The sequence below is a fragment of the Paraciimarium castrense LEGE 11436 genome (assembly GCF_056633055.1).
In genome coordinates this window covers 104,486-130,192 of sequence record NZ_JBSJOW010000007.1, presented here as the reverse complement: position 1 = coordinate 130,192, position 25,707 = coordinate 104,486, and the positions used below count along the sequence as shown (strand labels likewise).

Sequence of the window (25,707 nt, the reverse complement as noted above, 5' to 3'; positions counted from 1 at the left end):
GGTCAACCCCCGTGGGGTGGGGCACTGGACTCGTGCTGCGGCTCTGCCTGAGTCGCTTCCGCGGGGGCATCAGCGTCAGCGGGTCCCGGTCCCATGGACACCTTGACGAGGGCATGGCGCAGGACTCGTCCATTGAGGTGATAACCCCGCTGCAGCTCCTCGATCACGATGTCCTCTGCGTGCTGGTCACTGGGCTCGCGCAACACGGCCTCGTGCAACATCGGATCGAAGGGCTCACCCTCCACCCGCATGGGTGAAACGCCCAGCTGCTTGAAGACGTCGACCAGCTGGCGGTAGAGCCCCTGGTAGCTGCGGTGCAGCGACTGGGCTTCTTCATGCTGGGGATTGAGCTGCTGACGGGCCCGATCGAAGTTGTCGAGAACCGGCAGGATCTCACTGAGAGTGGCGCAGGTGATCTGGAGCCGCTGGTCTTCGCTGTCGCGGCTCTGGCGTTTGCGGAAATTGTCGAAATCGGCCGCCAGCCGCATGTGCTGACCATTGAGGTTCTCGTGCTGGCTCCTGAGGCTGGCCAGCTCCTGCTCCAGCTCCCCCACCAGCTGGGCCGCGCTGGCGGGATCGGCCGCCGGGGGCGCCTCAGGCGGAGCCGCAACTGCCGTGGCGGAGGGGTCGAGCGCCTCAACGGCGGCAGGATCCGCCGCGGCCTCCATCGGAGGCTGTAGATCCTGGGTGGGGTTGGTTTCAGGAGTTACCACGGGTTCACCGCTCATGCGTGACAACGAGCACGTTCAGATCTAGACATGTTGAGGCTCAGGCGGTCGGCTCACAACGGCGGAAGCCCGCACCTCCCCATTCTGAAGCCAACCCTATGCCGCTCACTCCCTTCCCCCCCTTCCCACCACTGCCTCCAGGGCCCCTGCCAGGTGGTCTCGGTGGGGCTGGAGACGATCTCGGCACCACGGGACTGCTCGAAAATCCGCTGCTCGATCGCGCCGAACTGACGCCGGAGGAGGTCCGCAACCCAGGCCTGAGCTTCGAGCGCTGGGGCGAACTCGGCGCCTGTCCCATCGCCGAACGGCCCGGTGTGCTGGTGGTGGCCGTGCCCAGCGACTGGGGCCGCGAGCCGCGCATGGGCGTCCAACTGGCCCTGCGGGGCCTGGGCCTGGAGGCGGAGATGCGCCAGGCCAAGGGCAGCGACATCAAGGATGCCCTGGAGCAGGTGGCCCTGATGGCCTCCCTGCGACAGCCGGAGTCGCCCTCGGGCGAGGCTGCCGAGGCAGAAGCCAACGAGCTGGTGGAGCCTCGATCGCTCACCAAGGATCTCGAGCTGCCCAGCGCCAGCAGTCAGCTGCAGGAGGTGCGGGAACTGGAAGATCTGGAGGTCAACGACCCCGACACCAGCTCCAGCGCCAATGCCTCACCAATCGTGAGCCTGGTGGATCGGATCCTGATCGAAGCCCTCAGCATGGGCGCCAGCGACATCCACATCGAGCCCCACGACCAGACCCTTGAGATCCGCTTCCGGATCGACGGCGTGCTGCAGAAGTTGTTTGAGGATCTGCCCCGAAATCTGGTGCCGGCCGTCACCTCCAGGGTGAAAATCATGGCGGAGCTGGACATCGCCGAACGACGCCTGCCCCAGGACGGCCGCATCCGGCGCATGTTCCGGGGACGCAAGATGGACTTCCGGGTCAGCACCCTGCCGACCCGCAACGGCGAAAAGGTGGTGCTGCGGCTGCTGGACAGCGGTTCGACCCAGCTCGGGCTCGACGCGATGATCACCAATGCAGAAGCCCGCCAAACCTTGCGGGAGCTGGGCAGCAAGCCCTACGGCATGATCCTGGTGACGGGACCAACGGGATCCGGAAAATCCACCACGCTCTACGCCCTGCTGTCGGAGCGCAACAATTCGGACATCAACATCTCCACAGTGGAGGACCCGATTGAATACACGATTCCAGGCATCACCCAGACCCAGGTGAATCGCGACAAGGGGCTGGACTTTCCCACCACCCTGCGGGCCTTCATGCGCCAAGACCCTGATGTGCTTCTGGTGGGAGAGACCCGCGATCTGGAAACGGCGAAGACAGCCATCGAAGCGGCCCTCACCGGCCACCTGGTGCTTACCACCCTGCACTGCAATGATGCCGCCAGTGCCATCACCCGGCTCGATGAGATGGGCGTGGAGCCCTTCATGGTGAGCGCCTCGCTGCTGGGTATCGTGTCCCAGCGGCTGGTGCGGCGGGTCTGCAGCCAGTGCCGCATCAGCTACCACCCCAGCCCCGATGAACTGAGTCGGTTCGGCCTGCTGAGCAGTGAGGTCTCCGATGTGACCTTCTACCGGGCCGACACGGCCCATGGGCGCCGCAAGAGTGCCTGCCCTAACTGCAATGGCAATGGCTACAAGGGCAGGGTGGCCGCGTTTGAGGTGCTGCGCATCAACGATGCGGTCTCCACCGCCATCGCCCAGCGTCAAACCACGGATGTGGTGCGGCGCCTGGCCCTGGAGAGTGGCATGAAGACCCTGCTCGGCTATGGCCTGGAGCTGGTGCGGGAAGGCCACACCACCCTGGCAGAAGTGCAGAGGATCCTGCTCACAGATACAGGGCTGGAGAGTGAACGGCGCTCCCGCGCCTTGAGCACGCTCACCTGCCACGGCTGCGGTGCCGGTCTCAGTGATGATTGGCTGGAGTGTCCCTACTGCCTCACCCCCCGTTGAGGCGAAGCCTCTACAGGTTGGGCCTGCCAGGGCTCCCTCCCCTGACCGCTTCGCCACTCTCCTGCTCTGAGACCCATGGCCGTGCTGATCGAAGATCTGATGACTGAGCTGGTCGCTGCCGGAGGTAGCGACCTGCACATCAGCGCCGGGCTGCCGCCCTATGGGCGCTTCAATGGGCAGTTACGGCCGATTATTGACGAACGGCTCGACGAAGAGGAATGCAACAAGCTGATCTTTTCGATTCTGAATAATTCCCAACGCAAACGTCTAGAGCAGGACTGGGAGCTCGACTGTTCTTACGGTCTCAAGGGTGTAGCCAGGTTCCGTGTCAATGTCTACCGGCAGCGCGGCACCTATGCCGCCTCCCTGAGAGCCCTGGGCAGCACAGTGCCCTCGCTTGAGAGCCTCAACATGCCGCCGATCGTTGAGGAGGTGAGCCGCGCACCCAAGGGCCTTGTGTTGGTCACAGGGCCCACAGGATCAGGCAAGACAACTACCCTGGCGGCGATTCTGAACCACATCAATCAAACCCGCACTGAACACATCCTCACCATCGAGGATCCGATTGAGTTCACCTATCTTTCGGAAAAGAGCGTCATTCATCAGCGTCAACTGAACGATGACACCCGCAGCTTTTCAAATGCCTTGCGGGCGGCACTCCGGGAAGATCCGGATGTGATTCTCGTGGGAGAGATGCGTGATCAGGAAACCATTCAACTGGCCATCACCGCTGCGGAAACAGGGCACCTGGTGTTTGCCACCCTGCATACGAGTTCGGCCTCACAGACCGTGGACCGCATGGTGGATGTGTTCCCTGCCGGCCAGCAGAGCCAGATCAGGGTTCAGCTCAGCAGCAGCCTGGTGGCAGTGTTCGCGCAAACACTCTGCAAGAGGCACAAACCGATGCCCAATCAGCTGGGTAGGGTAATGGCCCAGGAGATCATGATCAGCACCCCAGCCATCGCCAACCTGATCCGTGAAGGGAAAACGGCCCAGCTTTACTCCCAGATGCAGATGGGTGGTGAGATGGCCATGCAGACCCTGGAAAAATCATTGGCTGACCTGGTGCTAGGCAATAAAATTCTGATGGATGAAGCGATCAGCAAGACCAGCCGTCCCGACGAGCTCAAGCGACTGCTGAGTCAACTCGGCTAAGGCCCTATCCATGCCCACCTTCATCGCCAACTACGTCAAACGGGGCAAGCAGTCCTCCATCAGGGTGGAGGCTGCCAACGCATTGCAGGCCAAACGCAGCTTGCGCATGCAGGGGATTCGGGTGACCGAGATCAAGGCCTCCTCAAGCACCTCTGCGATCAGTCAGAAGGCCGGACAGGAGCTGAAGCAGAAACTCCGGACCTCCAGCCTGATCAGTGCCTTTGAGAGCAGGCCTGGCGCCAGGGCCAAGGCGGTGTTCGCCAACAAAATGGCAGCCCTGGTGACGGCAGGGGTGCCGATTGTGCGCAGCATCGACCTGATGGCCTCCCAGCAGAAGATGCCGCTGTTCAAACGAGCCCTGCAATCAGTGAGCCTGGAGCTGAACCAGGGTGTGAGCCTGGCGGACGCCATGCGCCGCTGGCCGAAGGTGTTCGATCGCCTCACCCTGGCGATGGTGGAAGCTGGGGAAGCAGGCGGTGTGCTCGATGAGGCGCTGCGCCGTCTCGCGAAACTGTTGGAAGCCAATGCTCGGCTGCAGAATCAGATCCGGGGCGCAATGGCCTATCCGATTGCGGTGTTATGCATCGCCATCGCCGTGTTTCTCGGTATGACGATCTTTGTGATCCCCACCTTCGCCAAGATCTTTGAAGACCTCAATGCCGAACTGCCTTGGTTCACCCAGCTCATGGTGGACTTCAGCAAATTGATGCGGTCACCATTTTCATTCTTTCTCGTTAGCGCGATTGTCCTCGCAACCATTAGTGCCGTCAAGTTCTATCAAACACCCTTTGGCAGGCGCTGGGTGGACGGACTTTCCCTGAAACTGCCCGTGTTTGGCGATCTGATTCAGAAAACCGCCACCGCCCAGTTCTGCCGCACCTTCGGATCACTCACCAAGGCGGGCGTGCCGATCCTGCAGGCCTTGGAAGTGGTTCGTGACATCACCTCAAATTCCGTGGTTTCTGACACGATTCAGGGAAGCCGTCAGTCGCTGATGGAGGGCATTCCCCTGAGCGTTGCCCTGAGTCGTCGTCAGGTGCTGCCGGAGATGGCCCTCAGCATGTTGTCGATTGGAGAGGAAACGGGCGAGATGGACACCATGCTCTCCAAGGTGGCGGACTTCTATGAAGACGAAGTGGAAACGGCCGTGAAAGCACTCACCTCCCTACTGGAGCCGATGATGATTGTACTGGTGGGGTTCATCGTGGGTGCCATCCTGATTGCCATGTATCTACCAATGTTCTCGATATTCGATCAAATTAACTAGTTCCCAGCCCTCAGATCCCTGGCTGGCCGGCCGCGGCGATCGCCCTGCCAGCCAGCCAGCCGGAGGTCCAGCAGTGCTGAAAGTTGAACCCTCCGGTGACGCCGTCCACATCGAGCAGCTCCCCGGCCATGTACAGGCCCGGCACGGCGCGACTCTCCATCCGCGCCGTGGTCAGCTCGTCGAGGGGAACGCCGCCGGCGCTCACGAACTCTTCCCCGAAGGGGCCCCGACCCCGCACGCTGTAGCGGGAGCGGCGCAAGGCCTGGACCAGGGCCTGCTGGTCACCTCTGGTGAGGTCAGCCCAGCGCTGGGCGGGATCCACTTCCTGGCTCTGCAGCAGGTGCAGCCAGAGGCGTCGACTGAGCTCAGGCCAGGGCCTGGCATTGGCCAGCTGCCGCTTCGCCTGCTCTGAGCGGGCCGCGGCCAGCCGGGCGGCGAGTTGCTGTTCCGGGCGGCCTCCGGTCCAGTCCACGAGGAGCTGGGCGCGGTAGCGGGCGGCATGCAGCGCACGGGCGGCGAAGGCCGTGAGCCGCAGGGTGGCGGGCCCGCTCAGCCCCCAGTGGGTGATCAACACGGGGCCGTCCTGCTGCACTCTGCTGCCGTCAGGGAGCTCCAGGGTGAGCTGCACAGGGTCCATCACCACCCCCGCCAGCGCGGTGAGGGCCTGCGCCTCGAGGGCCAGCGTGAACAGCGAAGGCACAGGCGCCACCTGGGTGTGGCCCAGGCTCACCGCCAGGCGTCGGCCACTGGGGTGGCCACCGGTGGCCAGCACCAGCTTTTCGGCCAGCAGGATCGGCCTGGACGCCCCACTGACGCGCACCTGGAGCGCAAAGCCCTCCTCCCGGCGCAGCACCTGCTGGGCACTGGCGCCGAGGTGCACAGCCACGCCGGCGCGGCGGGCCGCCTGGCGCAGGGCCGAGACCACCGAGCTGGAGCGGTTCGAACGAGGAAAGAGCCGGCCATCGGCCTCTTCCACCAGATCGAGGCCGTGGTCAGCGAACCAGGCCACCGTGTCGCCACAGGCAAAGCGGGCAAAGGGCCCGCGCAAGGCCTTCTGGCCGCGGGGGTAGTGGCCCACCAGGCTGCGCGGATCCCAGCAGGCGTGGGTGACATTGCAGCGGCCGCCACCACTGATGCGCACCTTCTGCAGCGGCTCCGCCGTGGCCTCCAGCACGTGGATGTCACGCACGCCGGCCTCGGCAGCGATGATCGCCGCCATGAACCCGGCCGCACCGCCGCCCACCACCACCACCGCCGCCCGTTCAGGAAGCCCGCCCCGATCCGAGCGCGGCTGGCGATCCGATGGCCCCGGCACTGGATCAGGAGCCATGGATCGGCAGCATGGGGCGATGCGGCAGCACGGCCAGAGCAGCCACCGCTTCAGCGTGGCTCCGATGATGGACTACACGGATCGGCATTTTCGGATGCTGATGCGCCAGATCACGCAGCACAGCCTGCTCTACAGCGAGATGGTGGTGGCCAATGCCCTGCACCATGCCAGGCAGGCGCCGGATGCGGCCAGGTCTGGGGGGCGATTGGAGCGGCTGCTGGGATTCCACCCGGCGGAGCGGCCCCTGGCCCTGCAGCTGGGGGGAGACGATCCGGCCCTGCTGGCTGCGGCCGCCCAGTTGGCGGCCGAGTGGGGCTACGACGAGGTGAATCTCAATGTGGGCTGCCCCAGCGAGAAGGTGCGCAAGGGGCGCTTCGGGGCCTGCCTGATGGCGGATCCGCAGCAGGTGGCGGAGTGCGTGGCCGCCATGGCCGCCGCCTCGGCCCTGCCAGTGACGGTGAAGCACCGGATCGGCATCGACGATCAGGACTCCTACGCCGAGCTGCTGGCCTTCGTGGACACCGTGGCTGGCGCCGGCGCCAGCCGCTTCGCCGTTCACGCCCGTAAGGCCTGGCTCAACGGTCTCGATCCCAAGGCCAACCGCACGGTGCCTCCCCTGCGCTACGACGTGGTGCACCAGCTCAAGCGCGACCGGCCCCAGCTCACCCTGGAGCTCAATGGCGGGCTGGAGACCCTGGAGGCCTGCCAGCGGCAGCTGGAGCTGGTGGACGGCGCCATGGTGGGCCGGGCCGCCTATGCCCATCCGATGCACTGGGTGGGGGTGGACGAGCTGATCCATGGCGCTGCCAGCCGCCCGGCGCTCAGGGCTTCGGAAGTGGTGCAGGGACTGATCCCCTATGCCGTGCAGTGGCTGGAGCGGGGAGAGCGGCTCTGGCCCCTGGCCCGCCACCTGGTGCACCTGGTGCAGGGGGTGGGCGGGGCGCGCCGCTGGCGGCAGCAGATCAGCAGCGCCGCCAGTGGGCGGGAGGCCGGTCCGGAGGTCCTGGAGCATGCAGCCCAGTGGCTCGAAGGCCATGGGCTCTGAAGGCTGATCCCGGCGGGCTCTGGGCTGGCCCGTCAGGTCTCCTGGGTCCCATCGCCACCGCTGCTGCGACGACGACGGGTACGGCCCGCGCCGAAGGAATCGACAGCTCCGCCGTAGCTGCGGTCTTCCCAGCCCTGAGACCCGGATCCGCGATCGCCGCCGCCGGCGGCACCACCGCCATAGGCGGCGCCACCTGAACCGCTGCCGTAGCCAGCTCCCCCCCCGCCGTAGCCACCACCAGCACCGCCGCCATAGCCGCCCCCACCACGACGGGGGGCCCCGCCACCGCCACCGCCACTGCGGGGTTCGGCCTTGTTGATGCGCAGCGGCCGGCCCATCAGCTCGGCGCCCTGCAAGGCCTCGATGGCTCGGGACTCCATCTCGGGATCCGCCATCTCCACGAAGGCGAAGCCTCGCTTGCGACCACTGTCCCGCTCCAGGGGCAGGGCACAACTCACCACTTCGCCGAAGGGTGCAAACAGCTCAGCCACATCCTCCTGCTCCGCGCGGAAGGGCAGATTGCCGACAAAGATGCTCACGAACCAGGGGTAGGCACTCGGCCCCGAACGGCTCCAGCCTAGGCCCGCCCCGGGGCGCCTTCCCTCACCCCTCCAGGCGGCGGCGCACCACAACCAGCTGCTCCCTCACCCGCTCAAAGGAGGTGCCTCCCTCACTGCGCCGGGCCGCCACCACCTGGCGAGGATCAATGGCCTCATAGATGTCCTCGCAGAAGGCCGGGTGCAGGGCCTGCCAGCGCTCCAGGGGCAGATCCCGCAACAGCACGCCCTCCTGGAGACAGCCCTTCACCAGGCCACCCACGAGTTGGTAGGCCTCCCTGAACGGCACCCCCCGGGCCACCAGATAGTCAGCCACGTCGGTGGCATTGGAGAAATCGGCCGCCACCGCCGCCTCCAGCCGCCGGGGCCGGAACTCCAGGCCCTCCTCAAAGAGAATGGCCATGGCCTCGAGGCAATCGAGCACGGTGGCCACCCCGTCGAACAGGGCCTCCTTGTCTTCCTGGAAGTCCTTGTTGTAGGCGAGGGGCAGGCCCTTGATCATGGTGAGCAGGCCCATCAGGTGGCCGAACACGCGGCCGCTCTTGCCGCGCACCAGTTCGGGTACGTCGGGGTTCTTCTTCTGGGGCATCAGGCTGCTGCCGGTGGCGCAGCGGTCGCTGAGGGCCACGAAGCCGAACTCCTCGCTGGCCCAGAGGATCACCTCCTCACTGAGCCGGCTGAGATGGGCCAGCACCAGGGACGCCGCCGCCATGAACTCCACGCTGAAATCCCTGTCGCTCACCGCATCGAGGCTGTTGTCATAGATGGCGTCAAAGCCCAGCTCCGCCGCCGTCTGGCGCCGATCGATCGGCACCGGGGTGCCGGCCAGGGCCGCGGCGCCGAGGGGGCAGATGTTGACGCGGCCACGCACATCACCGAGCCGTTGGCGATCCCGCTCCGCCATGGCGATGTAGGCCAGCAGGTGGTGGGCCAGGCTGAGCGGCTGAGCCCGCTGCAGGTGGGTGTAGCCAGGAATCATGGTGTCCGCATGCCGATCGGCCTGCTGCAGCAGGGCGCGCTCAAAGCGCACCAAGGCCGCATCGATGGCGTCGATCCGCTGGCGCAGCCACAGCCTCAGGTCCGTTCCCACCTGGTCATTGCGGGAGCGGCCGGTGTGCAGTTTCTTGCCCAGCGGTCCGAGCAGCTCGATCAGGCGCCGCTCCACCGCGAAGTGCACATCCTCGGCCTCCAGGCCGGGGTTGAAGGCGCCGGCGGCCGCCTCACGCCGCACCGTCTCCAGCCCCTCGATCAGCCCACCGGCCTCCGCCTCGCTGATCACCCCACAGCGGCCCAGCATGCGGGCATGGGCGATCGAGCCGTCCAGGTCCTGCTGCAGCAGCAGGATGTCAAAGCCGATCGAGGCATTGAAGCGCTCGATCGCCGGATGCAGGCCCTGGTCAAAGCGGTTGCTCCAGCCGCCGGCCTCAGCGCCGGTGACACCAGCCTGCGGCGAGGGGGAGGACGGGGCGGCCATCGGGGGCTGGGGAGGCAGATCTGTCAGCTTGGCACTCAGCTTCCAGGGGCCGGCAGGCTGGGCAGCACGGGCTGGTCGCGAACTTTCAGCACCACGAGCGAGGCGTCGTCGTCGAGCTGGCGGTTGGCGCCGACGAAACGATCGAGGCGGGCGAAGAGCTGATCGAGGATCTCCCGGACGCCAAGACCCTCCCGGCAGGCGGCTTGAAAGCTCTGCACGAGCCGCCGTTCTTCGTAGCGCTCGCCACCCAGGCCGACCGCCTCGGTGAGGCCATCGGTGTAGTACAGCACCACGTCGCCTGGGTCGAGCACGGTGCCGTCCACGCCGTAATCGGCGTCGCTCTGCAGACCGATCAGCGGCCCCGCGGCATCCAGCCGCTCCAGTTGATCGGCCTGGCGCCGCCAGAGAAGGGCGGGGTTGTGCGCGGCATTGGCGTAGCGGAGCCGCCTGGTGCGGGGGTCGAAGTCGGAATAGAAGAGGGTCACAAAGCGGTGGGAATGGGAGAGGTCCTCCTGGGCCAGTTGGTTGAGGTCATGGAGAATCCGATCCGGTGGGTGGCCGCTCAGCACCTCGGCCCGCAACATGCCCCGCAGCAGGCTCATCAGCAGGCCAGCCGGCACCCCCTTGCCCATCACGTCCCCCATCACCACGGCCCAGCGCTCTCGTTCAGGCGAGTGGCCGGGCCGGGCCGGCCGGGTGGGAATGAAGTCGTAGTAGTCGCCTCCAACCTGGAAGGCCGGCCGGCAGCGCGCCGCCAGTTCGATCCCCTCGATCACGGGGCAACGATCCGGCAGCAGCTGGCCCTGCACCTCGGCGCCGATGCTCAGCTGGCGATCCACCCGCTCATGGCGACGCATGTCCTGGAGCAGGGTGTCGTTTTCGAGGGCCACCCCGGCCAGATCGGCCACCAGCTGCACGTGGCGGCGATGCACCTCGCTCCAGCTGAATCCCTGGCGCTGGCTGAACACGTAGAGGCGGCCCCGCTGGCGGCTGCGGCAGACCACCGAGGTGGCGAACAGCGGGCCGCCGCCGATCAGCCGCGACACGCGCAGGTCAAGGCTGCCCAGGTCAGCACCGTCACCGCGCAGCAGCGGCTTCTCGCTGCTGGCCAAGGCCCCCAGTTGGCGCAGCAGCTCACTGCAGCGGTCGTAGGGCGTGGCCTGAAGCTGCTCCTTCCAGAGGCGGCCGTCATCGTGAAACACCACCAGCACAGCCCCATCGGCCTCCACCAGCCGGGCCGCCACCGCCGGCACCAGCTCCAGCAGACGACTGAGGTTGGTCACGCTGCGCAGCGCGAAGGCCAGGGAGGCCAGCAGGTCCTGGTTGCGGCGCTGTTCCCGGTTCAGGCTGTCGAGCAGTTGCCGCATCGAGGCCGCCGCGGCAGGGTCCGGCACCGCCGCCGCAGGGGGCAGGTCAGCATCAAGGCGTGTGGGCGGCTTCTGGCTCAAGGAGCTGCCGCGGAGGATCAGCAGGGTAGCGGCGATCAGCCCGCCATCAGGGCCTCCACGAACTCAAAGCTGTTGAATGGCCGCAGGTCGCGGATGCCCTCGCCGGCCCCCACGAACCGGATCGGCAGCCGGGCCTCCGACGCCACCGCCAGGGCCACGCCGCCGCGGGCGCTGCCATCCAGCTTGGTGAGCACCACGCCCGTCAGGCCAGCGGCGCTGGCAAAGGCCATCGCCTGCCTCAGCCCATTCTGACCCTGGCTGGCATCGAGCACCAGCAATGACTCCACCACGGCCTCCGGCGCCAGTTTGTCGACGATGCGCCGCACCTTGGCCAGCTCCTCCATCAGGTTGTGCTTGGTCTGCAGCCGGCCGGCCGTGTCCACCAGCACCAGTTCCGTGCCCTGGGCCCGGGCCGCCCCGAGGGCGTCGTAGACCACGGCGGCGGGATCGGCGTTGGCACTGGGGTTGGAGATCACCGCCACACCACTGCGCTCACCCCAGACCTGCACCTGCTGCACGGCAGCGGCCCTGAAGGTGTCGGCGGCGGCGATCAGGCAGCTGTAGCCGCTGCGCACCGCCAGGTTGGCGAGCTTGCCCAGGGTGGTGGTCTTGCCCACCCCGTTGACTCCCACCAGCAACCAGACGTTGAGGCGGCCGCGCTCAGGGGCCAGCAGGGGGCTGGCGAGGCCCTGGCCGGGATCATCGAGGATCTGGCGCAGCTGTTCCTTGAGAAAGCGGATGCCCTCGGCGGGATCCACCACCTCGCGGTTGAGACGCTGGCGCAGGGCGTCCAGCACGCGATCGGTGGCGCTCACACCCACATCGGCCCGCAGCAGGGTGGTCTCGAGGTCGTCGAGGGTCTCGGGACTGAGGGGGTCATCACCAAGCCGCTCCAGCAGCTGGCTGACAAAGCCCTGACGGGTCTTCTCCAGACCCTGGCGCAGCCGCCCCAGCCAGTCGATCTCCTCCAGCGACACGTCCTCCACGCGGCGTCCCTGGGCCGCCAGCACCTCGGCCGACCAGGTGAAGGTGTCGTCGAAGGCCCCCAGCTGGGGTTCCGCTGGCCGGGATGGGGTTGGGGCACTGGGCTCCGGCGGCTTCTGGGCAGGGGACGCTGGCGTGGTGGCGGCATCGGCCGTGATCACAGCGGCAGCGGCGGTGATCGCCTGCTGGCGCTCGGCCCGCCTTGCCGCGGCCTGCTCGAGCAGCGAGACCGGAGCTGGAGCCGGGGAAACAGGAGCAGCCGGCGGCACCGGAGCGGCCACCGGGGTTACCACCGTGGTGGAGGGATCGGGCGTTGGGGGAGTGGCTGAGGCTGGGCTCGCTGAATCTGCAGTGGTGGCGCCTGCTGGTGGCGGAGCCGAAGCGGCAACCGCTGGCTCAGGCTCAAGGGGCTGGGGCGCCTGGGCAGCCTGCTCAGCCGCCAGCTGCTGGGCCTTGAGGCGGGCATAGGCCTCCCGGGCCCAGGCGAGAGCGTCCTGGTCGGTGGCTGGTGTGCCCCCAGCAGGGGCAGGCACAGGCGTGGCGGTCGCCGCAGCCCTGTGCGGCGCCGGCTCGACGAACGCCGGCTCGGGCACTGACTCGGACGGGGCCGGCTCTGACGTTGGCCCTGCTTCGGGGGAAGGAGTGGGGGGCGTGTCGTCGGCAGCCGGGGCCGGGGAAGCAGGCCTGCGCCTGAACCAGTCGAACACCATCAGGAGGCCGTCACTGCGTTGGTGAAGCGGCGCAGCACGCCATTGATCATGCGCCGGCCCTGTTCATCGCTGTAGCGGTTGGCCAGGTCCACCGCCTCGTTGCAGGCCACGGCGGCAGGGGTGCCGAAATCGGCGAGATCCACGGCGGCCAGCCGCAGGATGTCGCGGTCGATGCGGGGCAGCCTGGTGAGGCGCCAACCCTCCATCACGGCATCGAGGCGCCTGTCGATGTCCTCGCGCTGGCGCAGCACGGCTGCAGCGCGATCCAGGGCACCGCAGCGCACCTCCTCCTGGTCAGCGAGCATCAGCAGGCGCGGCAGTTCCAGGCTGGCCGAGAGGCGGTTGAGCGCCTGCTCGGCTGCGGCCAGGCCCTCGTGGAGATGCTGGCGCACCCGGGGCAGTTGGCTCGGGCCCTGATCCTGCAGTTCACTGTCCAGCAGGTGCTGCTGCGACAGCTGCAGATCGGCGGCGGAGCGGTCGAGGGCTTCGCGCACGTGCTGGCTGAGGCTGGCCAGGGCCTGCTGCAGCAACTGATCGAGGGCCAGATCGGCGGGAGCCTGGCTGGCGGCGGCCGCCTTGGCTGCAGCGCCATCGCCACGGTCACTGATCTGACCCAGCATCAGCAGGGCCAGTTCGCGGGAGAGGGTGCGGCTCTGCATCAGGACATCTGGGGGGCGCGCAGCTGGGCCAGCAGGCTGGAGAAGCTGCGGTTGGGGGTTTCGCGCTCGTCGGGGTTGACGATGCCGGCGGAGATGATCGTGCGGAAGGCGTCCTCGACGGAGAGGTTGAGGTCGCGCACGGAGGTTTCGGGAACCACCGCATACCAGCCGGTGGTGGGGTTCGGAGCGGTGGGGATGAACACGCTCAGCATCGGTTCACTGAAGCCGGCCTGCAGCGCGCTGCCCAGCACCCCCGTGACGAATCCCAGGGCGAACACACCCTCGCGCGGATATTCCACCAGCACCACGCGGCGGAAGCGGGTGGCATTGCCCTGCAGGAAGGTTTCCAGCAGCTGCTTGAGGGTCTTGTAGACGGAGCCCGCCAACGGGATGCGCAGCAGGGTACCCTCGCCGAACTCGAGCAGCCAGCGGCCCACGATGTTGCGGGCCATCAGTCCGATCAGCAGGATGGCCAGCAGCGGCACCACCAGCCCCACCCCCAGGTTGATCAGCTCCTGCAGCAGCGGGCTGAGGGTGTTGAACGGGTTGAACTGCTTCGGGATCGAGGTGAGGAACGCCAGCACGAAGCGGCTCACCGTGGTGGCCAGCCAGATCGTGGTCGCCAGGGGGATCACCACCAGCAACCCGGCGATCAGGTCGTTCTTCAGGTCCTGCTGGAGTCGGTTGCTCAGCGGCTGATCTGGTTTGGGACTGGATTGAACCAAGGCAAAACCCGGGGATCCGGTCGACAGCTGCCACAGGCACAACTTAGCCAGCCGGGCCGCCGCCCCGTCTCAGACGAGGGCGACCAGGGCCACCAGCACAAAGGCGACCGCCAGGACCATGGCGCGCCCCGTTCCGCCGAAGCGGCGCTGCTGCACGGAGAGATCGCGGCCGAGGCGCGCCTGGTCGATCTGCTGCTGCGCCTGGGCCAGCTGGGGTTTGAGCTGGGTGTCGATGAACTCCTGGGCCCGCTGCTTCTTGAGTTCGTCACTGGCATCGGCCGGAATCCGACCTTCCCGCTCGGCCTCGGCGATCAGCTGGTCCACAAAGGCCGGATCCTGCAGCTGCTGTTGCTGCTGCTCCAGCTGGGAGGTCTGCTGGGCGATCTGGGCTTCCGACTCCTGCATCTGGGTCATGAGGGAGCGCTCAGCCTCCACGGCAACGGGCACCGTCACCACCATCGCCACGGCCAAGAGGATGGCCAGCACTCCCGTGGTCCAGCGCAGGGCCGTACGGGAGGGGTTCCCCTCGAGGCGGCTGCCGAACAGCATCAGCAGCAGGCCCACCAGTGCCATGGGCGACTCGGCCACGAGTCGATCGACGAACACCTGGCGGAACGGCTCCAGCGACCAGTTCCAGGCGGCAACGAGAGCTGCGATCTGCAGCGCCATGAGCAGCACCAGGGTGAGGCCGATCCAGCGCAGGAGGAAGGCCAGGCGGCCGTGGGGAGCTGTACTCACTGGCGTTGCGTTGCAGAATGAGATTGCGTGGCAACTGTACGGGCGATGCCGAGCGGCACCCAGAGCGCCCGCTTCGGCCGTGGCCGCAATCCAGAGCCGACGGTCGATCCGGCCAATCTGGTGGAGGCGCTGAAGCAGCGGGCCCTGGCTCTGGGATTCGATCCCGTGGGGGTGGCCGCCGTACCGGGAGGGCCGCGAATGGAATTGCGCAGCGCCGCCCTGGTGCGTTGGTTGCAGCAGGGAGACCAGGCGTCGATGGCCTGGATGGCCGATCCGCGCCGCCGTGCTGCGGAGGCGCTGCTTCCTGGTGTGCGCAGCCTGCTGGCGGTGGGGCTGAACTATCACGTCGCCGCGGACCGGCCCCGCGGCGCCTTGAAGGTGGCCCGCTACGGCTGGGGTCGGGACTACCACCGGGTGATCGATGGCCGCCTGCGGCAGCTGGGCCGTTGGCTGGAGGCCGAAGTTCCCGGCTGCCGCTGGCGCGCCTGTGTGGACAGCGCGCCGCTGATGGACAAGGCCTGGGCGGAGGAAGCCGGCCTGGGCTGGATCGGCAAGCACGGCAACCTGATCCACCGCCGTAAGGGCTCCTGGCTGCTGCTCGGTCACCTGCTCACCACTGTGGCGTTGCCGCCGGACCGGCCGGCCGTGCCCCTCTGCGGCAGCTGCAGCCGCTGTCTGCCGGCCTGCCCCACAGGAGCGATCCGGGAACCCTTCGTGGTGGACAGCCGGCGCTGCATCGCCTTCCACACGATCGAGAGCCGTGAGCCCCAGTTGCCCGCCGGGATTGCCGGGCAACTGCAGGGCTGGGTGGCCGGCTGCGACATCTGTCAGGAGGCCTGCCCCTGGAACCAGCAGCCCCTCGAGAGCTCAAGCGATCCCGATCTGGCGCCGCGGCCCTGGTGGCTCAGCCTCTCGGCCGATGCCTTGGAATGGAGCGACGCGGCATGGGATGAACATCTGCGTGCTTCGGCACTGCGGCGGATCAAGCCCTGGATGTGGCGGCGCAACCTGCGGGCGGCCCTGGGGCGGCCGGAGCCTGAACCGGTTCGGAAGCCACTGCCTAGGGTGGAAGAGCCTTGATCCACGTCAATGAGTTCGCGCTGGCTGCGCGCCCTTGCACGCGTTGCCCTGGGACTGACCCTCAGCCAGACGCTCCCGGCCCAGGCCCTGGTTCCCTACACCTACGTTCCCAATCCCACGGAGCTTCAGGGCGCGGGCCTGGGCATTGCCCAGGCGGCCGCCAGGCTGCTGCGGCTGGGCCAGGCCGAAGACGCCGCCCGACTGGCCGCCCTGACGGTGCAGCTGCTACCGGCCGATCCGCGCGGCTGGATGCTGCTGGCGGAAGCCCAGCTGCGCAGCAACCAGCGCCAGGAGGCGGCTGTCTCCCTGGCCAGGGCCAAGGATCTCGACCCGAACAACGCTGGCATCTGGTTCGCTGAGGGCTCCCTGGCCCTGCGCGATAGCCGTCCTGAGCAGGCGATCGGCCTGCTGGAGCAGGGCCTGCGGCTGGACAGCCGCAACGCCAGCGCCTATTTCGACCTCGGCAACGCCCACATTCTGCTGAACCAGCCCTCCCAGGCGCTGAAGGCCTTCGAGCGGGCCAGTGGCCTGCGCAAGGACTTCTGGGAAGCCATCAACAACCAGGCCCTGGTGCTCTACGAGCAGGGCAACGTGGAGGAGGCGATCAGCCGCTGGCGGCGGGTGCTGCGGATCAAACCCGACGCCGCTGAACCCAACCTGGCCCTGGCCGCCAGCCTGTTCCGGCGGGGCGGTGAAGCCCGCAGCGAAGCCCTGGAGCGGGCCGGCAAGGCCCTGGACCTCGAACCCAACTACGTGCTGGACAGCTATCAGAAGGAGCAGCTGTGGGGACCGAAGCTGCGCACCACCACCCAGCAGCTGTTCGAGCAGCAGGAGCTCAAGGCCCAGGTTGACCGCGCCATGGCCAATGCCAGCCCGGAGGATGGCCTCGACCTCTGAGCCATCGGATCAGCCGTCGGCAGGGGTGGCGGCCGTCTTGAGCACCGCAATCCCCCATGGCAGCTGATCGGTAGGCTGAGCCCCACCTCTCGCCCCCAGACTTCAGCAGCGGATGGCCGAGGAGCGCGGCAACGAAGGCAACGGCGGATCCGGCTGGGCGGGCCGCATCCAGCCGATCGCCCTGCATCAGGAGATGCAGCGCTCGTATCTGGAATACGCCATGAGCGTGATCGTGGGGCGGGCCCTGCCCGACGTCCGCGATGGCCTCAAGCCCGTGCAGCGGCGCATTCTGTTCGCGATGCATGAGCTCGGGCTCACGCCCGACCGCCCCTACCGCAAGTGCGCCCGCGTCGTGGGCGACGTGCTCGGCAAGTACCACCCCCACGGCGACCAGGCGGTCTACGACGCCCTGGTGCGCCTGGTGCAGACCTTTGCCAGCCGCCATCCGCTGCTCGATGGCCACGGCAACTTCGGCTCGGTGGACGACGATCCGCCGGCCGCCATGCGCTACACCGAAACGCGGCTGGCCCCGATCGCCAACGAGGGCCTGCTGGATGAGATCGGCAACGACACCGTCGATTTCGCCTCCAACTTCGACGGCTCCCAGCAGGAGCCCACCGTGCTGCCGGCCCAGCTGCCGTTCCTGTTGCTGAACGGCTGCACCGGCATCGCCGTGGGCATGGCCACCAACATCCCTCCCCACAACCTCGGCGAGGTGGTGGATGCCCTGGTGGCCATGATCCGCAAACCCGATCTGAGCGAGGAGGAGCTGCTGGCCCTGGTGCCCGGGCCCGACTTCCCCACGGGAGGGGAGGTGCTGATGAGCAGCGGCGTGCGGGACACCTACCGGGTCGGTCGGGGCAGCATTCCGATGCGAGGGGTGGCCCACATCGAAGAGGTGCAGCCCGGCAAGGGACGGCACCGGCGCAGTGCCGTGGTGATCACCGAGCTGCCCTACCAGCTGAGCAAGGCCGGCTGGATCGAGAAGCTGGCCGAGCAGGTGAACGACGGCAAGATCGGCGGCATCGCCGACATCCGCGACGAGAGCGACCGGGACGGCATGCGGGTGGTGGTGGAGCTGCGCCGCGACGCCAGCGCCGACAACGTGCTGGGAGAACTGCAGCGGCGCACGGCCCTGCAGAGCAACTTCGGCGCCATCCTGCTGGCCCTGGTGAACGGCCAGCCGGTGCAGCTGAGCCTGCGGCGGATGCTGCAGGAGTTCCTGGACTACCGGGAACTCACCCTGCTGCGCCGCACCCGCCACGCCCTGCGCCGCTGCGAAGACCGCCTGGAGGTGGTGGAGGGTCTGCGCAAGGCCCTGGCTGCCCTGCAGGAGGTGATCGCCATGATCACGGCGGCGCCCGATGCCGCCAGCGCCCGCGCCAGCCTGCAGGTGCGGCTCGACCTGAGCGAGCGCCAGGCCGACGCCGTGCTGGCCATGCCCCTGCGCCGCCTCACCGGCCTGGAGCAGGAGAGCCTGCACAAGGAAGCCCAGGATCTGCTGGAGGAGCGCACCCGGCTGCGCCACCTGCTCGACGACCGCACCAGCCTGCTCAAGGCGATGGTGGCGGAGTTCAAGTCCCTCAAGGCCCGCTTCGCCACCCCGCGCCGCACCCGTCTGGTGGAGGGCGGCGACGACCTGGTGGCCCAGCGGGCCGCCGCGGCCAGACCCAACGCGGAGCTGCAGCGCCAGCAGGCCCTCGAGGCCCTGGCCCCGGACAGCCGGCTGGTGGTGCAGGCCGATGGAGCCGTGAAAATCGTGACGCCCCAGGTGCTGGGTCGGCTGCACCTCGACGAGGCGATCGAGCTGGGCGACCATCCCGCCCCTGGGCAGCTGGTGCTGCCTGTGGCCGGTCAGCCGCCGGTGCTCGCCTTCACCAGCGACGGGCGGGTTGCCCTGCTGCGCTGGGAGTTCGCCGGCCAGCAGCCGGGTCTGCTGGAGCGGTTCCTGCCCGACAGCCTCGATGGCGCCACGGTGTTGCAGCTGCTGCCCCTGCCCCAGGACAACCCAGAGCAGCCCCTGAGCATCGGACTGCTCAGCAGCGACGGCCGCTTCAAGCGACTCCCCCTCGACGCCTTCCAGGAACTCTCCGGCCGCGCTGCCACGGTGCTCAAGCTCAAGGACGGCGTGCGCCTGCAGCAGGCGGTGCTCTGCCGGGAAGGGGAGGATCTCGTGGTGGCGAGCAGCACGGGCAGGATGCTGCGGCTGCGGCTGCAGGAAGCGGATGTGCCGCTGATGGGCCGGGCCGCCCAGGGGCCGGTGCTGCTGCGGCTGCTGCCGGAGGAGCAGGTGGTGGGGGCCAGCTGCGTGGCCTCGGAAGGATCGGTGCTGCTGGCCAGCCGCTGTGGCCTGATCAAGCGGCTGGCGGTGCAGAGCCTGAGGCGCTGTCAGCGCGGCGATCTGGGCCAGATCGGCCTGCGCTTCAGCCAGCGGGGCGATGCCCTGGTGGCCCTCTGCGACGACCGCAGCAAGGTGGTGGCCGTGCTGGTGGGCGAGGGCCGCAGCAGCCGCTTCATCCCTGGGAGCCTCAAGCTGGAAGACGCCAGCAGTGCCCCAGGGGAACCCCTGCCCCTGCGTCAGACGGAAACACTGCGGGCCCTCGTGCCCCTGCTGGGCTGACCCGGGGCCCAGCGCCGCGGCTCAGTAGGCATCACAGGGCTCAGCGCAGGCTTGCGGCGATGCCGGCTGGTTCCAACATCAGCTTGCTGGAGCGCACGTCATCGTCCATGGCAATCGGATAGTTGCCATCGAAGCAGGCGGTGCAGAAGTGGGAGGAGTTGGCCTGGGCGGCCTCCACCATGCCCTCCTGGCTCAGGTAGGCAAGCGAATCCACGCCCAGGTGGGCGGTGATCTCCTCGAGGGTGAGCCGGGCGGCGATCAGGTGGTCCTGGCTGTCGGTGTCGATGCCGTAGAAGCAGGGATGGGTGACGGCCGGGGAACTGATCCGCATGTGCACTTCACGGGCACCGGCATCACGCAGGGCGGCCACCAGCTTGCGGCTGGTGGTGCCGCGCACGATCGAGTCATCGATCACCACCACCCGCTGGCCTGCCAACACGTCGGGCAGAGGGTTGAGCTTGACGCGGATTCCCGCCTCCCGCATCGCCTGGGTGGGCTGAATGAAGGTGCGACCCACATAGCGGTTCTTGATCAGGCCATCGGCATAGGGAATCCCGCTGATCTGGGAGTAGCCGATGGCCGCCGGAATGCCGGAGTCGGGCACACCGATCACGATGTCCGCCGCCACGGGGGTTTCGCGGGCCAGCACTTTGCCGATCCGCACCCGGTAGCTGTAGAGCGATTCACCGAAGAAGCGGCTGTCGGGCCGGGCGAAATAGATCATCTCGAACACGCACAACTTGGCGGGCTCGTCACACCAGAGGCTGCGCCGTGGCCCGGTCGTCTCCCCCTGCAGGAAGTGGATGATCTCTCCAGGCTGCACGTCGTCCTCAAAGCTGGCACCGATGATGTCCAGCCCGCAGCTCTCGCTGCTCACCACCCACTGGTCGTCGCCGGGCTCACCGAGGTGGCCGAACACCAGCGGACGGATGCCATGGCCATCGCGCAGGGCAAACAGGGAGCCGGCCGTGCCGATCACCAGGCTGAAGGCCCCACGGCAGAGACCCGCCGCTTCTCGGATGGAGGGATCCCAGTCGAGCCCACGGTTCACGGCCCGCTGCACGGCAAAGGCGATCAGCTCCGAATCGGTGGTGGAGGTGAGTTCGCTGGCAATCTCACGCAGGTCTTCGCGCAGCTGGGAGGCATTCACGAGGTTGCCGTTGTGGGCGAGAGCAAAGGGACCCAGCCGGGTGTTGAGCACCACGGGCTGGGCATTGCACACCTTGCTGCTGCCGGTGGTGGAGTAGCGGTTATGGCCGATCGCCAGGTGGCCGGGCATGCGCTCCAGCACATCCTGATCGAACACCTGGCTCACCAGGCCCATGTCCTTGTGCAGACGCACCTGCTGGTCGTCATCGAACACGGCGATCCCCGCCGACTCCTGACCCCTGTGCTGCAGGGCATAGAGGCCGAAGTAGGTGAGGTTGGCCACCTGCTGACCGGGAGCCAGCACGGCGTACACACCGCAGGCCTCTTCGGGCTTGTCAGAGCGCTCGTCGGGGGACGCGATGGACGGGGCGGGCTCCGGATGCTTCACCGCCACAAGCCCACAGTCACAGATGTCGTGGTCGCATTCTGCACGACCACACCGCTCAACTGGTGGGGGGCAGATCCACACCCATGCGGCGGGGAATGGCCTGCTCGAACTGCTGCGCCAGGGCGCTGATCGGCAGCTCCAGCAGGAGCTGGCCTGCCTGCCTGATCTGCAGCTGAGGCCTGGCGTCGACCGTTCCAAGCTGTTGGGCGGGCAGGTGCTCACCAGCCTGGACAAGCGCCTGCTGCCAGGCTCCGGAGCGGCTGGACGGCACCCCCACCAGCACGCGGGCGCCGCCCTCGGCGAAGAGCAGCCGATCGATGCGGTCGCCGCTGGCAGGCAGCTCCAGCCCAGCACCGAGGTCGGAGGCGATGCAGCTCTCGGCCAGCGCCACCGCCAGGCCGCCATCGCTGAGGTCGTGGGCGGCCGTCACCAGTTGGGCAGCGATCGCCTGGCGCAGGAAGGCCTGCACCAGCTGCTCAAGGGGCAGATCCACCAGGGGCGGACGGCCGGTGATCTGGCCGTGGATCGTGGCCAGGTAGCTGCTGCCCGCCAGCCCGAAGCGCTCGTCGGCTCCCCCGCCACGCTCCTGCTGCCCGATCGGCAGGCCCAGCAGCCAGATGGCATCGCCGGGCTGGCGCCAGCCCAGGCCACAGATCCGGCTGAGGTCATGCACCAGGCCCACCATGCCCACCACGGGCGTGGGGTGGATGGGCTGCATGCGGCCGTCAGGGAGCCTGGTCTCGTTGTAGAGCGACACGTTGCCGCCGGTGACGGGCGTATCGAGGGCGCGGCAGGCCTCCGAGAGGCCGCGGCAGGCCATGGCCAGCTGCCAGTAGCCCGTGGCGGTGTCGGGGGAGGGGAAGTTGAGGTTGTCGGTGATGGCCAGGGGCTCGGCGCCCACGCAGCTGAGGTTGCGGGCGGCTTCGGCCACGGCTGCCATGGCACCGCGCTCGGGGTCGAGGGCCACCCAGCGGTTGGGGCAGTCCACCACGGCCGCCACGCCGCGGCTGGCCCGCTGCATGGCCCCCTGCCCCTGCTGGGGCCGCAGACGCACCACCGCCGCATCGGCGGCTCCAGGGGTGACCACCGTGTTGGCCTGCACCTGGTGGTCGTACTGGCGGTACACCCAGCGCTTGGAAGCGATGGTGGGGTCATCGAGCAGGGCCAGCAGCACCGCGTTCCAGCTCAGGCGGGTGGCTGCGTTGGGGCCGGCGGCAGGCGTGATGCCGGCGGCGCTGGCCTCGGGCAGCTGGTCCTCGCTCCAGCGCCAGTGGGTCTGGATCGGCTCAGGGGGTTCGGCCAGCAGGTCGTGCTGGTTGATCGGCGTGTCCTCCGCCAGGGCGCTGGCGGGCACCTCGGCGGCCACCCGGCCGTGCTGCAGCACCCGCACCACGTTCTCCTGCAGCACCCGGCCCACCACCGCCGCCTGCAGCCCCCAGCGGGTGAAGCGGGCCATCAGCGCCTGCTCGCGCTCGGGCTTCACCACGAACAGCATGCGCTCCTGGGATTCGCTGAGCAGAAACTCGTAGGCGCTCATGCCGCTCTCGCGGGCCGGCACGCGATCGAGATCGAGCTCGATGCCCAGGCCCCCCTTGGCCGCCATCTCCGAGCAGCTGCAGGTGAGGCCGGCGGCGCCCATGTCCTGGGCGGCCACCACATCCCCGCTCTGAAAGGCCTCCAGGCAGGCCTCGATCAACCCCTTCTCCAGGAAGGGATCGCCCACCTGCACGGCCGGGCGGTCGTCGAGGGAGGCCTCGGTGAGCTCGGCTGAGGCGAAGCTGGCGCCGCCCATGCCGTCGCGGCCGGTGGTGCTGCCCACGTAGACCACCGGGTAGCCCACCCCCTCAGCGCCGGAGCAGACGATCTCGTCGGTTTCCATCAGCCCCAGGGCCATGGCGTTCACCAGCGGGTTGCCGGAGTAGCTGGGGTCGAAGGCCACCTCGCCGCCCACGGTGGGCACGCCCACGCAGTTGCCGTAGTGGGCGATGCCGGCCACCACGCCCTCCATCAGGCCCACGTTGCGCTCGTCCTCGAGGGGCCCGAAGCGCAGGGCGTTGAGCAGGGCGATCGGCCGGGCGCCCATGGTGAAGATGTCGCGCAGGATGCCGCCCACACCGGTGGCGGCCCCCTGGAACGGCTCCACGGCCGAGGGGTGGTTGTGGCTCTCGATCTTGAAGGCCAGGCGCTGACCCTCGCCCAGGTCCACCACGCCGGCGTTCTCACCCGGGCCCACCAGGATGCGGGGGCCGCTGGTGGGGAAGCCCTGCAGCAGCGGCCGCGAGTTGCGGTAGCAGCAGTGCTCCGACCACATCACGCCGAACATGCCCAGCTCGGCGCGGTTGGGGGCGCGGCCGAGGCGGCGGCAGATCTCCTCGTAGTCGGCCTGGCTGAGGTTCTCCTTGCGCAGGGCCTCGGCGAGGGGGAAGTCGGGAGCCGCGTCGTGGAGGGCAGCAACCACAGCCAGAGAGGATCAGGGACTGCCAGTGTGGCTGAGCGGCTGGGGACGCCCCGGATCAGCCCCAGGGATCCTCTTGCTGGTCATCCTCGGCATCCCTTGGTGCAGGCGGGCGGCGCCGGGAAGACCGTGGCAGCGGCGGTCCGTCCTGCTCCTCCTCCATGGCCTCGCTGGGCTCCTCCTGCCAGGGCTCTTCCCAGGGCTCCAGGGGCTCTTCGGCGGGCTCGTCCTGGAACTCGAGCGGCTGCCGCCATGAAGACTCCATGGCCGGGTCCCAGTCGGCGTCCCAGTCGGGATCCCAGTCAGCGGCGCGTCGGAGATCCGGCGACTCCGGCTCTTCACCACGGGGCCCCTCCCGCTGAGATGCCTCCCAGGGAGGGCCATCCCAGGGGGGCTCCTCCAGCCAGCCCTCCACCCGCTGTTCGACGCGATCGCCCACCTGCTGGAACTGGTCGCGCAGGCGGGTGGTTTCCTCCTGCATCTGATCCCGCCAGCGCCTGGAGCGCCGCAGAAACTGCTGGCGCACGCTGGCCCTCGCCAGGGGCAGATCATCGAGACCCTCCAGGGCCGTGAACACCTGGCCGGGCTGCTGGTCCACGATCCGCTCCGGGCTGAGGCGCCAGCGGCTGCTGCCCGGCAGCCGCGGATCACTGCGGCTCACCAAATAGTGGAGGATCCGGCCGCTGGCCAGCTCGATGGCGGCATCGGCCAGGGTGCCGATCGGCTCACGCCTGGCATCCAGCAGGGAGGCATCGATCAGGGTGGGCAGCCGCTCCAGGGTCTCCTGGTCGGTCTCGGCGGGTTCCCCCTTCACCAACACCTCCAGCTCCAGCAGCCCCCTCAGCTGGTCGAGACGCCAGACCAGGCGGCGAGGGCCGAAGGCGGACGGACGGCTGACCCAACCCAGCACCCGGTGCACCGGCGGGTGCATCCACACCATCACGCCGGCGCCCCGCTCCAAACCCTCCTGGCAGCGCACCCGGCGCCGCAGCAGATCACTGAGCAGAAGCTGATCGGGGAGCCCCACGCTGCTCAGCTGCGGATCTGCACCGGCATCACCAGGTAGGTGAAGTCCGAAGCCTCGCGGGGCCGTAGCACCGCCGGGGTGGTGGGGGCGTTGCAGTGCAGGTCCACCTGATCGGAGCCAATCGCCTTGAGACCCTCCAGCAGGTAGCGCACGTTGAAGGCAATCTGCAGCCCCTCGCCCTCGATCGTGGCCGGCAAGGACTCCGAGCCCCGGCCCACGTCCTGGGCATCGGCCTGCACCTGCAGCGTGCCGCTGGTGGGATCGGCGCTGATCTTCACCACGTTGTTGTGCGGGTCGGCCAGCACGGCCACCCGCTCCAGGGCGGCGATCAGGGCGCGGCGATCGGTGCCGATGCGTCGCGTGAACGCCTCGGGGATCAACTGGGGGTAGTTGGGGTACGTGCCGTCGAGGCTGCGGCTGGTGAGCACCTGGTCAGCCCAGAGGAACACCACCTGGCCGTGCTCGCAGAACAGGCTGAGCGGATCCTGGGAGTGGCGGCTGGAGAGCAGACGCTCCAGCTCGCGCAGGGAGCGGGAGGGCACGGTGACCGCGAAGGGCTCACCGATGGCGGCGTGGGCCAGGCGCAGCACCGACAGCCGGTGACCATCCGTGGCAGCGCACTCCAGGCCCTGAGCATCGAGCCGCAGGTGCACGCCGGTGAGCATCTGCTTGGCCTCATCGCCACTGCTGGCGAACAGGGTGGCCCTGAGTCCCTGAGCCAGGGCCTCGGCCTCCAGGCGCAGCGGCTCGCCGCTCTGCACCAGTGGCAGGTCGGGGAAGTCATCGGCGGGCATGCCGCGCATCTGATAGGTGCCCGAGAGGCTGATCAGATCCACCAGATCGGCCTGGTCAGGGCAGGTGATCGTGATCGGGCCATCGGCCGAAAGGCGCGAGACGATCTCGGCGAACAGCCTGGCCGGCAGGGTGATGGCGCCGCTCGTTTCCACCTCGGCCGCCATGCTGGTCTGAATGCCGAGGCTGAGGTCGTAGCCGGTGAGGCTGAGGCGGCCGGTGCCGGCGTCTGCGGTGAGCAGCACGTTGGCCAGCACGGGATGGGTCGGCCGCGTAGCGACGGCGCGACTGACCAGCTGAAGGCTGCCGCTGAGTTCTGTCTGGGAGCAGACCAGCTTCATGGCGATGCGGTGCCGTGCCGGAGGACGGTCTGACGGGAGGCTCCACGGTTCCACAGCGCGGCTGATTGCGCAACGGCGGTGATCCGGCGTTGGTCTGTCGTCTTCTTTCAAAAGATCAGATCATTAGAAGAAAGAGCAACCCGTCGCCGTAGAGGCTGTGGAAACGGCGGAAAACCTTCTGATCAGCTT

General features: G+C 68.3%; 20 protein-coding genes. 7 read left to right on the top strand and 13 right to left on the bottom strand.

Annotation, left to right across the window (positions count from 1 at the left end):
* Window positions 1-2: 2 nt before the first annotated feature.
* Entirely contained in the window at window positions 3-728 is a 726-nt protein-coding gene (gene grpE, locus ACWJIO_RS11630; protein ID WP_480313515.1) for a nucleotide exchange factor GrpE, read from the bottom strand.
* Between the two features lie 98 nt (window positions 729-826).
* Here grpE and ACWJIO_RS11625 point away from each other — a divergent pair, with 98 nt between their 5' ends.
* The 3 genes from ACWJIO_RS11625 (at window position 827) to ACWJIO_RS11615 (ending at window position 5,099) form a co-directional block, all read left to right on the top strand.
* Complete coding sequence (locus ACWJIO_RS11625; RefSeq protein WP_480313513.1) at window positions 827-2,677, top strand: GspE/PulE family protein; 1,851 nt, start codon at window positions 827-829, stop codon at window positions 2,675-2,677.
* Between the two features lie 75 nt (window positions 2,678-2,752).
* On the top strand, window positions 2,753-3,832 hold the full coding sequence (locus tag ACWJIO_RS11620; RefSeq protein ID WP_480313511.1) for a type IV pilus twitching motility protein PilT: 1,080 nt from the start codon (window positions 2,753-2,755) through the stop codon (window positions 3,830-3,832).
* Window positions 3,833-3,842: 10 nt separating this feature from the next.
* The gene (locus ACWJIO_RS11615; RefSeq protein ID WP_480313509.1) at window positions 3,843-5,099 is read left to right on the top strand and encodes a type II secretion system F family protein; all 1,257 of its coding nucleotides are present in this window, start codon (window positions 3,843-3,845) and stop codon (window positions 5,097-5,099) included.
* Between the two features lie 10 nt (window positions 5,100-5,109).
* On the opposite strand, the gene ACWJIO_RS11610 is transcribed toward ACWJIO_RS11615, so the two are convergent.
* On the bottom strand, window positions 5,110-6,429 hold the full coding sequence (locus ACWJIO_RS11610; protein WP_480313506.1) for an aminoacetone oxidase family FAD-binding enzyme: 1,320 nt from the start codon (window positions 6,427-6,429) through the stop codon (window positions 5,110-5,112).
* On the opposite strand from ACWJIO_RS11610, the gene dusA reads away from it, so the two are divergent.
* Window positions 6,428-7,474 (top strand): tRNA dihydrouridine(20/20a) synthase DusA, encoded by a 1,047-nt coding sequence (dusA, locus tag ACWJIO_RS11605; RefSeq protein ID WP_480313503.1) that lies wholly within the window; start codon window positions 6,428-6,430, stop codon window positions 7,472-7,474. The two genes, ACWJIO_RS11610 and dusA, sit on opposite strands and share 2 nt — an antisense overlap.
* A gap of 32 nt (window positions 7,475-7,506) precedes the next feature.
* Here dusA and ACWJIO_RS11600 read toward each other — a convergent pair whose 3' ends face one another.
* The 7 genes from ACWJIO_RS11600 to ACWJIO_RS11570 all read right to left on the bottom strand — a co-directional run bounded on the left by ACWJIO_RS11600 (window position 7,507) and on the right by ACWJIO_RS11570 (window position 14,769).
* Window positions 7,507-8,013, bottom strand: a complete 507-nt coding sequence (locus ACWJIO_RS11600; RefSeq protein ID WP_480313500.1) for an RNA recognition motif domain-containing protein — start codon at window positions 8,011-8,013, stop codon at window positions 7,507-7,509.
* 64 nt (window positions 8,014-8,077) lie between these two features.
* Window positions 8,078-9,505 carry an argininosuccinate lyase gene (gene argH / locus ACWJIO_RS11595; protein WP_480313498.1) on the bottom strand — a complete coding sequence of 476 codons (1,428 nt, stop codon included), beginning with the start codon at window positions 9,503-9,505 and terminating at the stop codon, window positions 8,078-8,080.
* A 35-nt stretch (window positions 9,506-9,540) separates the two neighbouring features.
* Window positions 9,541-10,953 (bottom strand): PP2C family protein-serine/threonine phosphatase, encoded by a 1,413-nt coding sequence (locus ACWJIO_RS11590; protein ID WP_480313497.1) that lies wholly within the window; start codon window positions 10,951-10,953, stop codon window positions 9,541-9,543.
* Window positions 10,954-10,988: 35 nt separating this feature from the next.
* Entirely contained in the window at window positions 10,989-12,647 is a 1,659-nt protein-coding gene (gene ftsY, locus ACWJIO_RS11585; RefSeq protein ID WP_480313496.1) for a signal recognition particle-docking protein FtsY, read from the bottom strand.
* Window positions 12,647-13,306 carry a transcription antitermination factor NusB gene (gene nusB, locus ACWJIO_RS11580; RefSeq protein ID WP_480313495.1) on the bottom strand — a complete coding sequence of 220 codons (660 nt, stop codon included), beginning with the start codon at window positions 13,304-13,306 and terminating at the stop codon, window positions 12,647-12,649. The genes ftsY and nusB overlap by 1 nt, the downstream gene beginning before the upstream one ends.
* Window positions 13,306-14,031, bottom strand: coding sequence for a DUF502 domain-containing protein (locus tag ACWJIO_RS11575; protein WP_480313494.1), 726 nt, complete (start codon window positions 14,029-14,031; stop codon window positions 13,306-13,308). The genes nusB and ACWJIO_RS11575 overlap by 1 nt, the downstream gene beginning before the upstream one ends.
* A gap of 69 nt (window positions 14,032-14,100) precedes the next feature.
* Window positions 14,101-14,769, bottom strand: a complete 669-nt coding sequence (locus ACWJIO_RS11570; protein WP_193915433.1) for an HpsJ family protein — start codon at window positions 14,767-14,769, stop codon at window positions 14,101-14,103.
* 45 nt (window positions 14,770-14,814) lie between these two features.
* On the opposite strand from ACWJIO_RS11570, the gene queG reads away from it, so the two are divergent.
* The 3 genes from queG (at window position 14,815) to ACWJIO_RS11555 (ending at window position 19,366) form a co-directional block, all read left to right on the top strand.
* Window positions 14,815-15,849 (top strand): tRNA epoxyqueuosine(34) reductase QueG, encoded by a 1,035-nt coding sequence (queG, locus tag ACWJIO_RS11565; RefSeq protein ID WP_480313493.1) that lies wholly within the window; start codon window positions 14,815-14,817, stop codon window positions 15,847-15,849.
* 9 nt (window positions 15,850-15,858) lie between these two features.
* Window positions 15,859-16,746, top strand: coding sequence for a tetratricopeptide repeat protein (locus ACWJIO_RS11560; RefSeq protein WP_193915439.1), 888 nt, complete (start codon window positions 15,859-15,861; stop codon window positions 16,744-16,746).
* Between the two features lie 112 nt (window positions 16,747-16,858).
* A complete protein-coding gene (locus tag ACWJIO_RS11555; protein ID WP_480313492.1) occupies window positions 16,859-19,366 on the top strand; it encodes a DNA gyrase/topoisomerase IV subunit A in 2,508 nt (835 codons plus the stop codon).
* 40 nt (window positions 19,367-19,406) lie between these two features.
* Here the strand turns inward: ACWJIO_RS11555 and purF are convergent, their stop codons facing one another.
* Genes purF through dnaN form a run of 4 tightly spaced genes read right to left on the bottom strand, consistent with a single transcriptional unit; the run spans window position 19,407 to window position 25,518 of the window.
* Window positions 19,407-20,903 carry an amidophosphoribosyltransferase gene (purF, locus tag ACWJIO_RS11550; protein ID WP_480313491.1) on the bottom strand — a complete coding sequence of 499 codons (1,497 nt, stop codon included), beginning with the start codon at window positions 20,901-20,903 and terminating at the stop codon, window positions 19,407-19,409.
* A gap of 55 nt (window positions 20,904-20,958) precedes the next feature.
* A complete protein-coding gene (gene purL / locus ACWJIO_RS11545) occupies window positions 20,959-23,361 on the bottom strand; it encodes a phosphoribosylformylglycinamidine synthase subunit PurL (RefSeq protein WP_480313490.1) in 2,403 nt (800 codons plus the stop codon).
* Window positions 23,362-23,416: 55 nt separating this feature from the next.
* Window positions 23,417-24,385, bottom strand: a complete 969-nt coding sequence (locus ACWJIO_RS11540) for an RNA methyltransferase (RefSeq protein WP_480313489.1) — start codon at window positions 24,383-24,385, stop codon at window positions 23,417-23,419.
* Window positions 24,386-24,390: 5 nt separating this feature from the next.
* A complete protein-coding gene (gene dnaN, locus ACWJIO_RS11535; RefSeq protein ID WP_480313488.1) occupies window positions 24,391-25,518 on the bottom strand; it encodes a DNA polymerase III subunit beta in 1,128 nt (375 codons plus the stop codon).
* Window positions 25,519-25,707 lie beyond the last annotated feature (189 nt).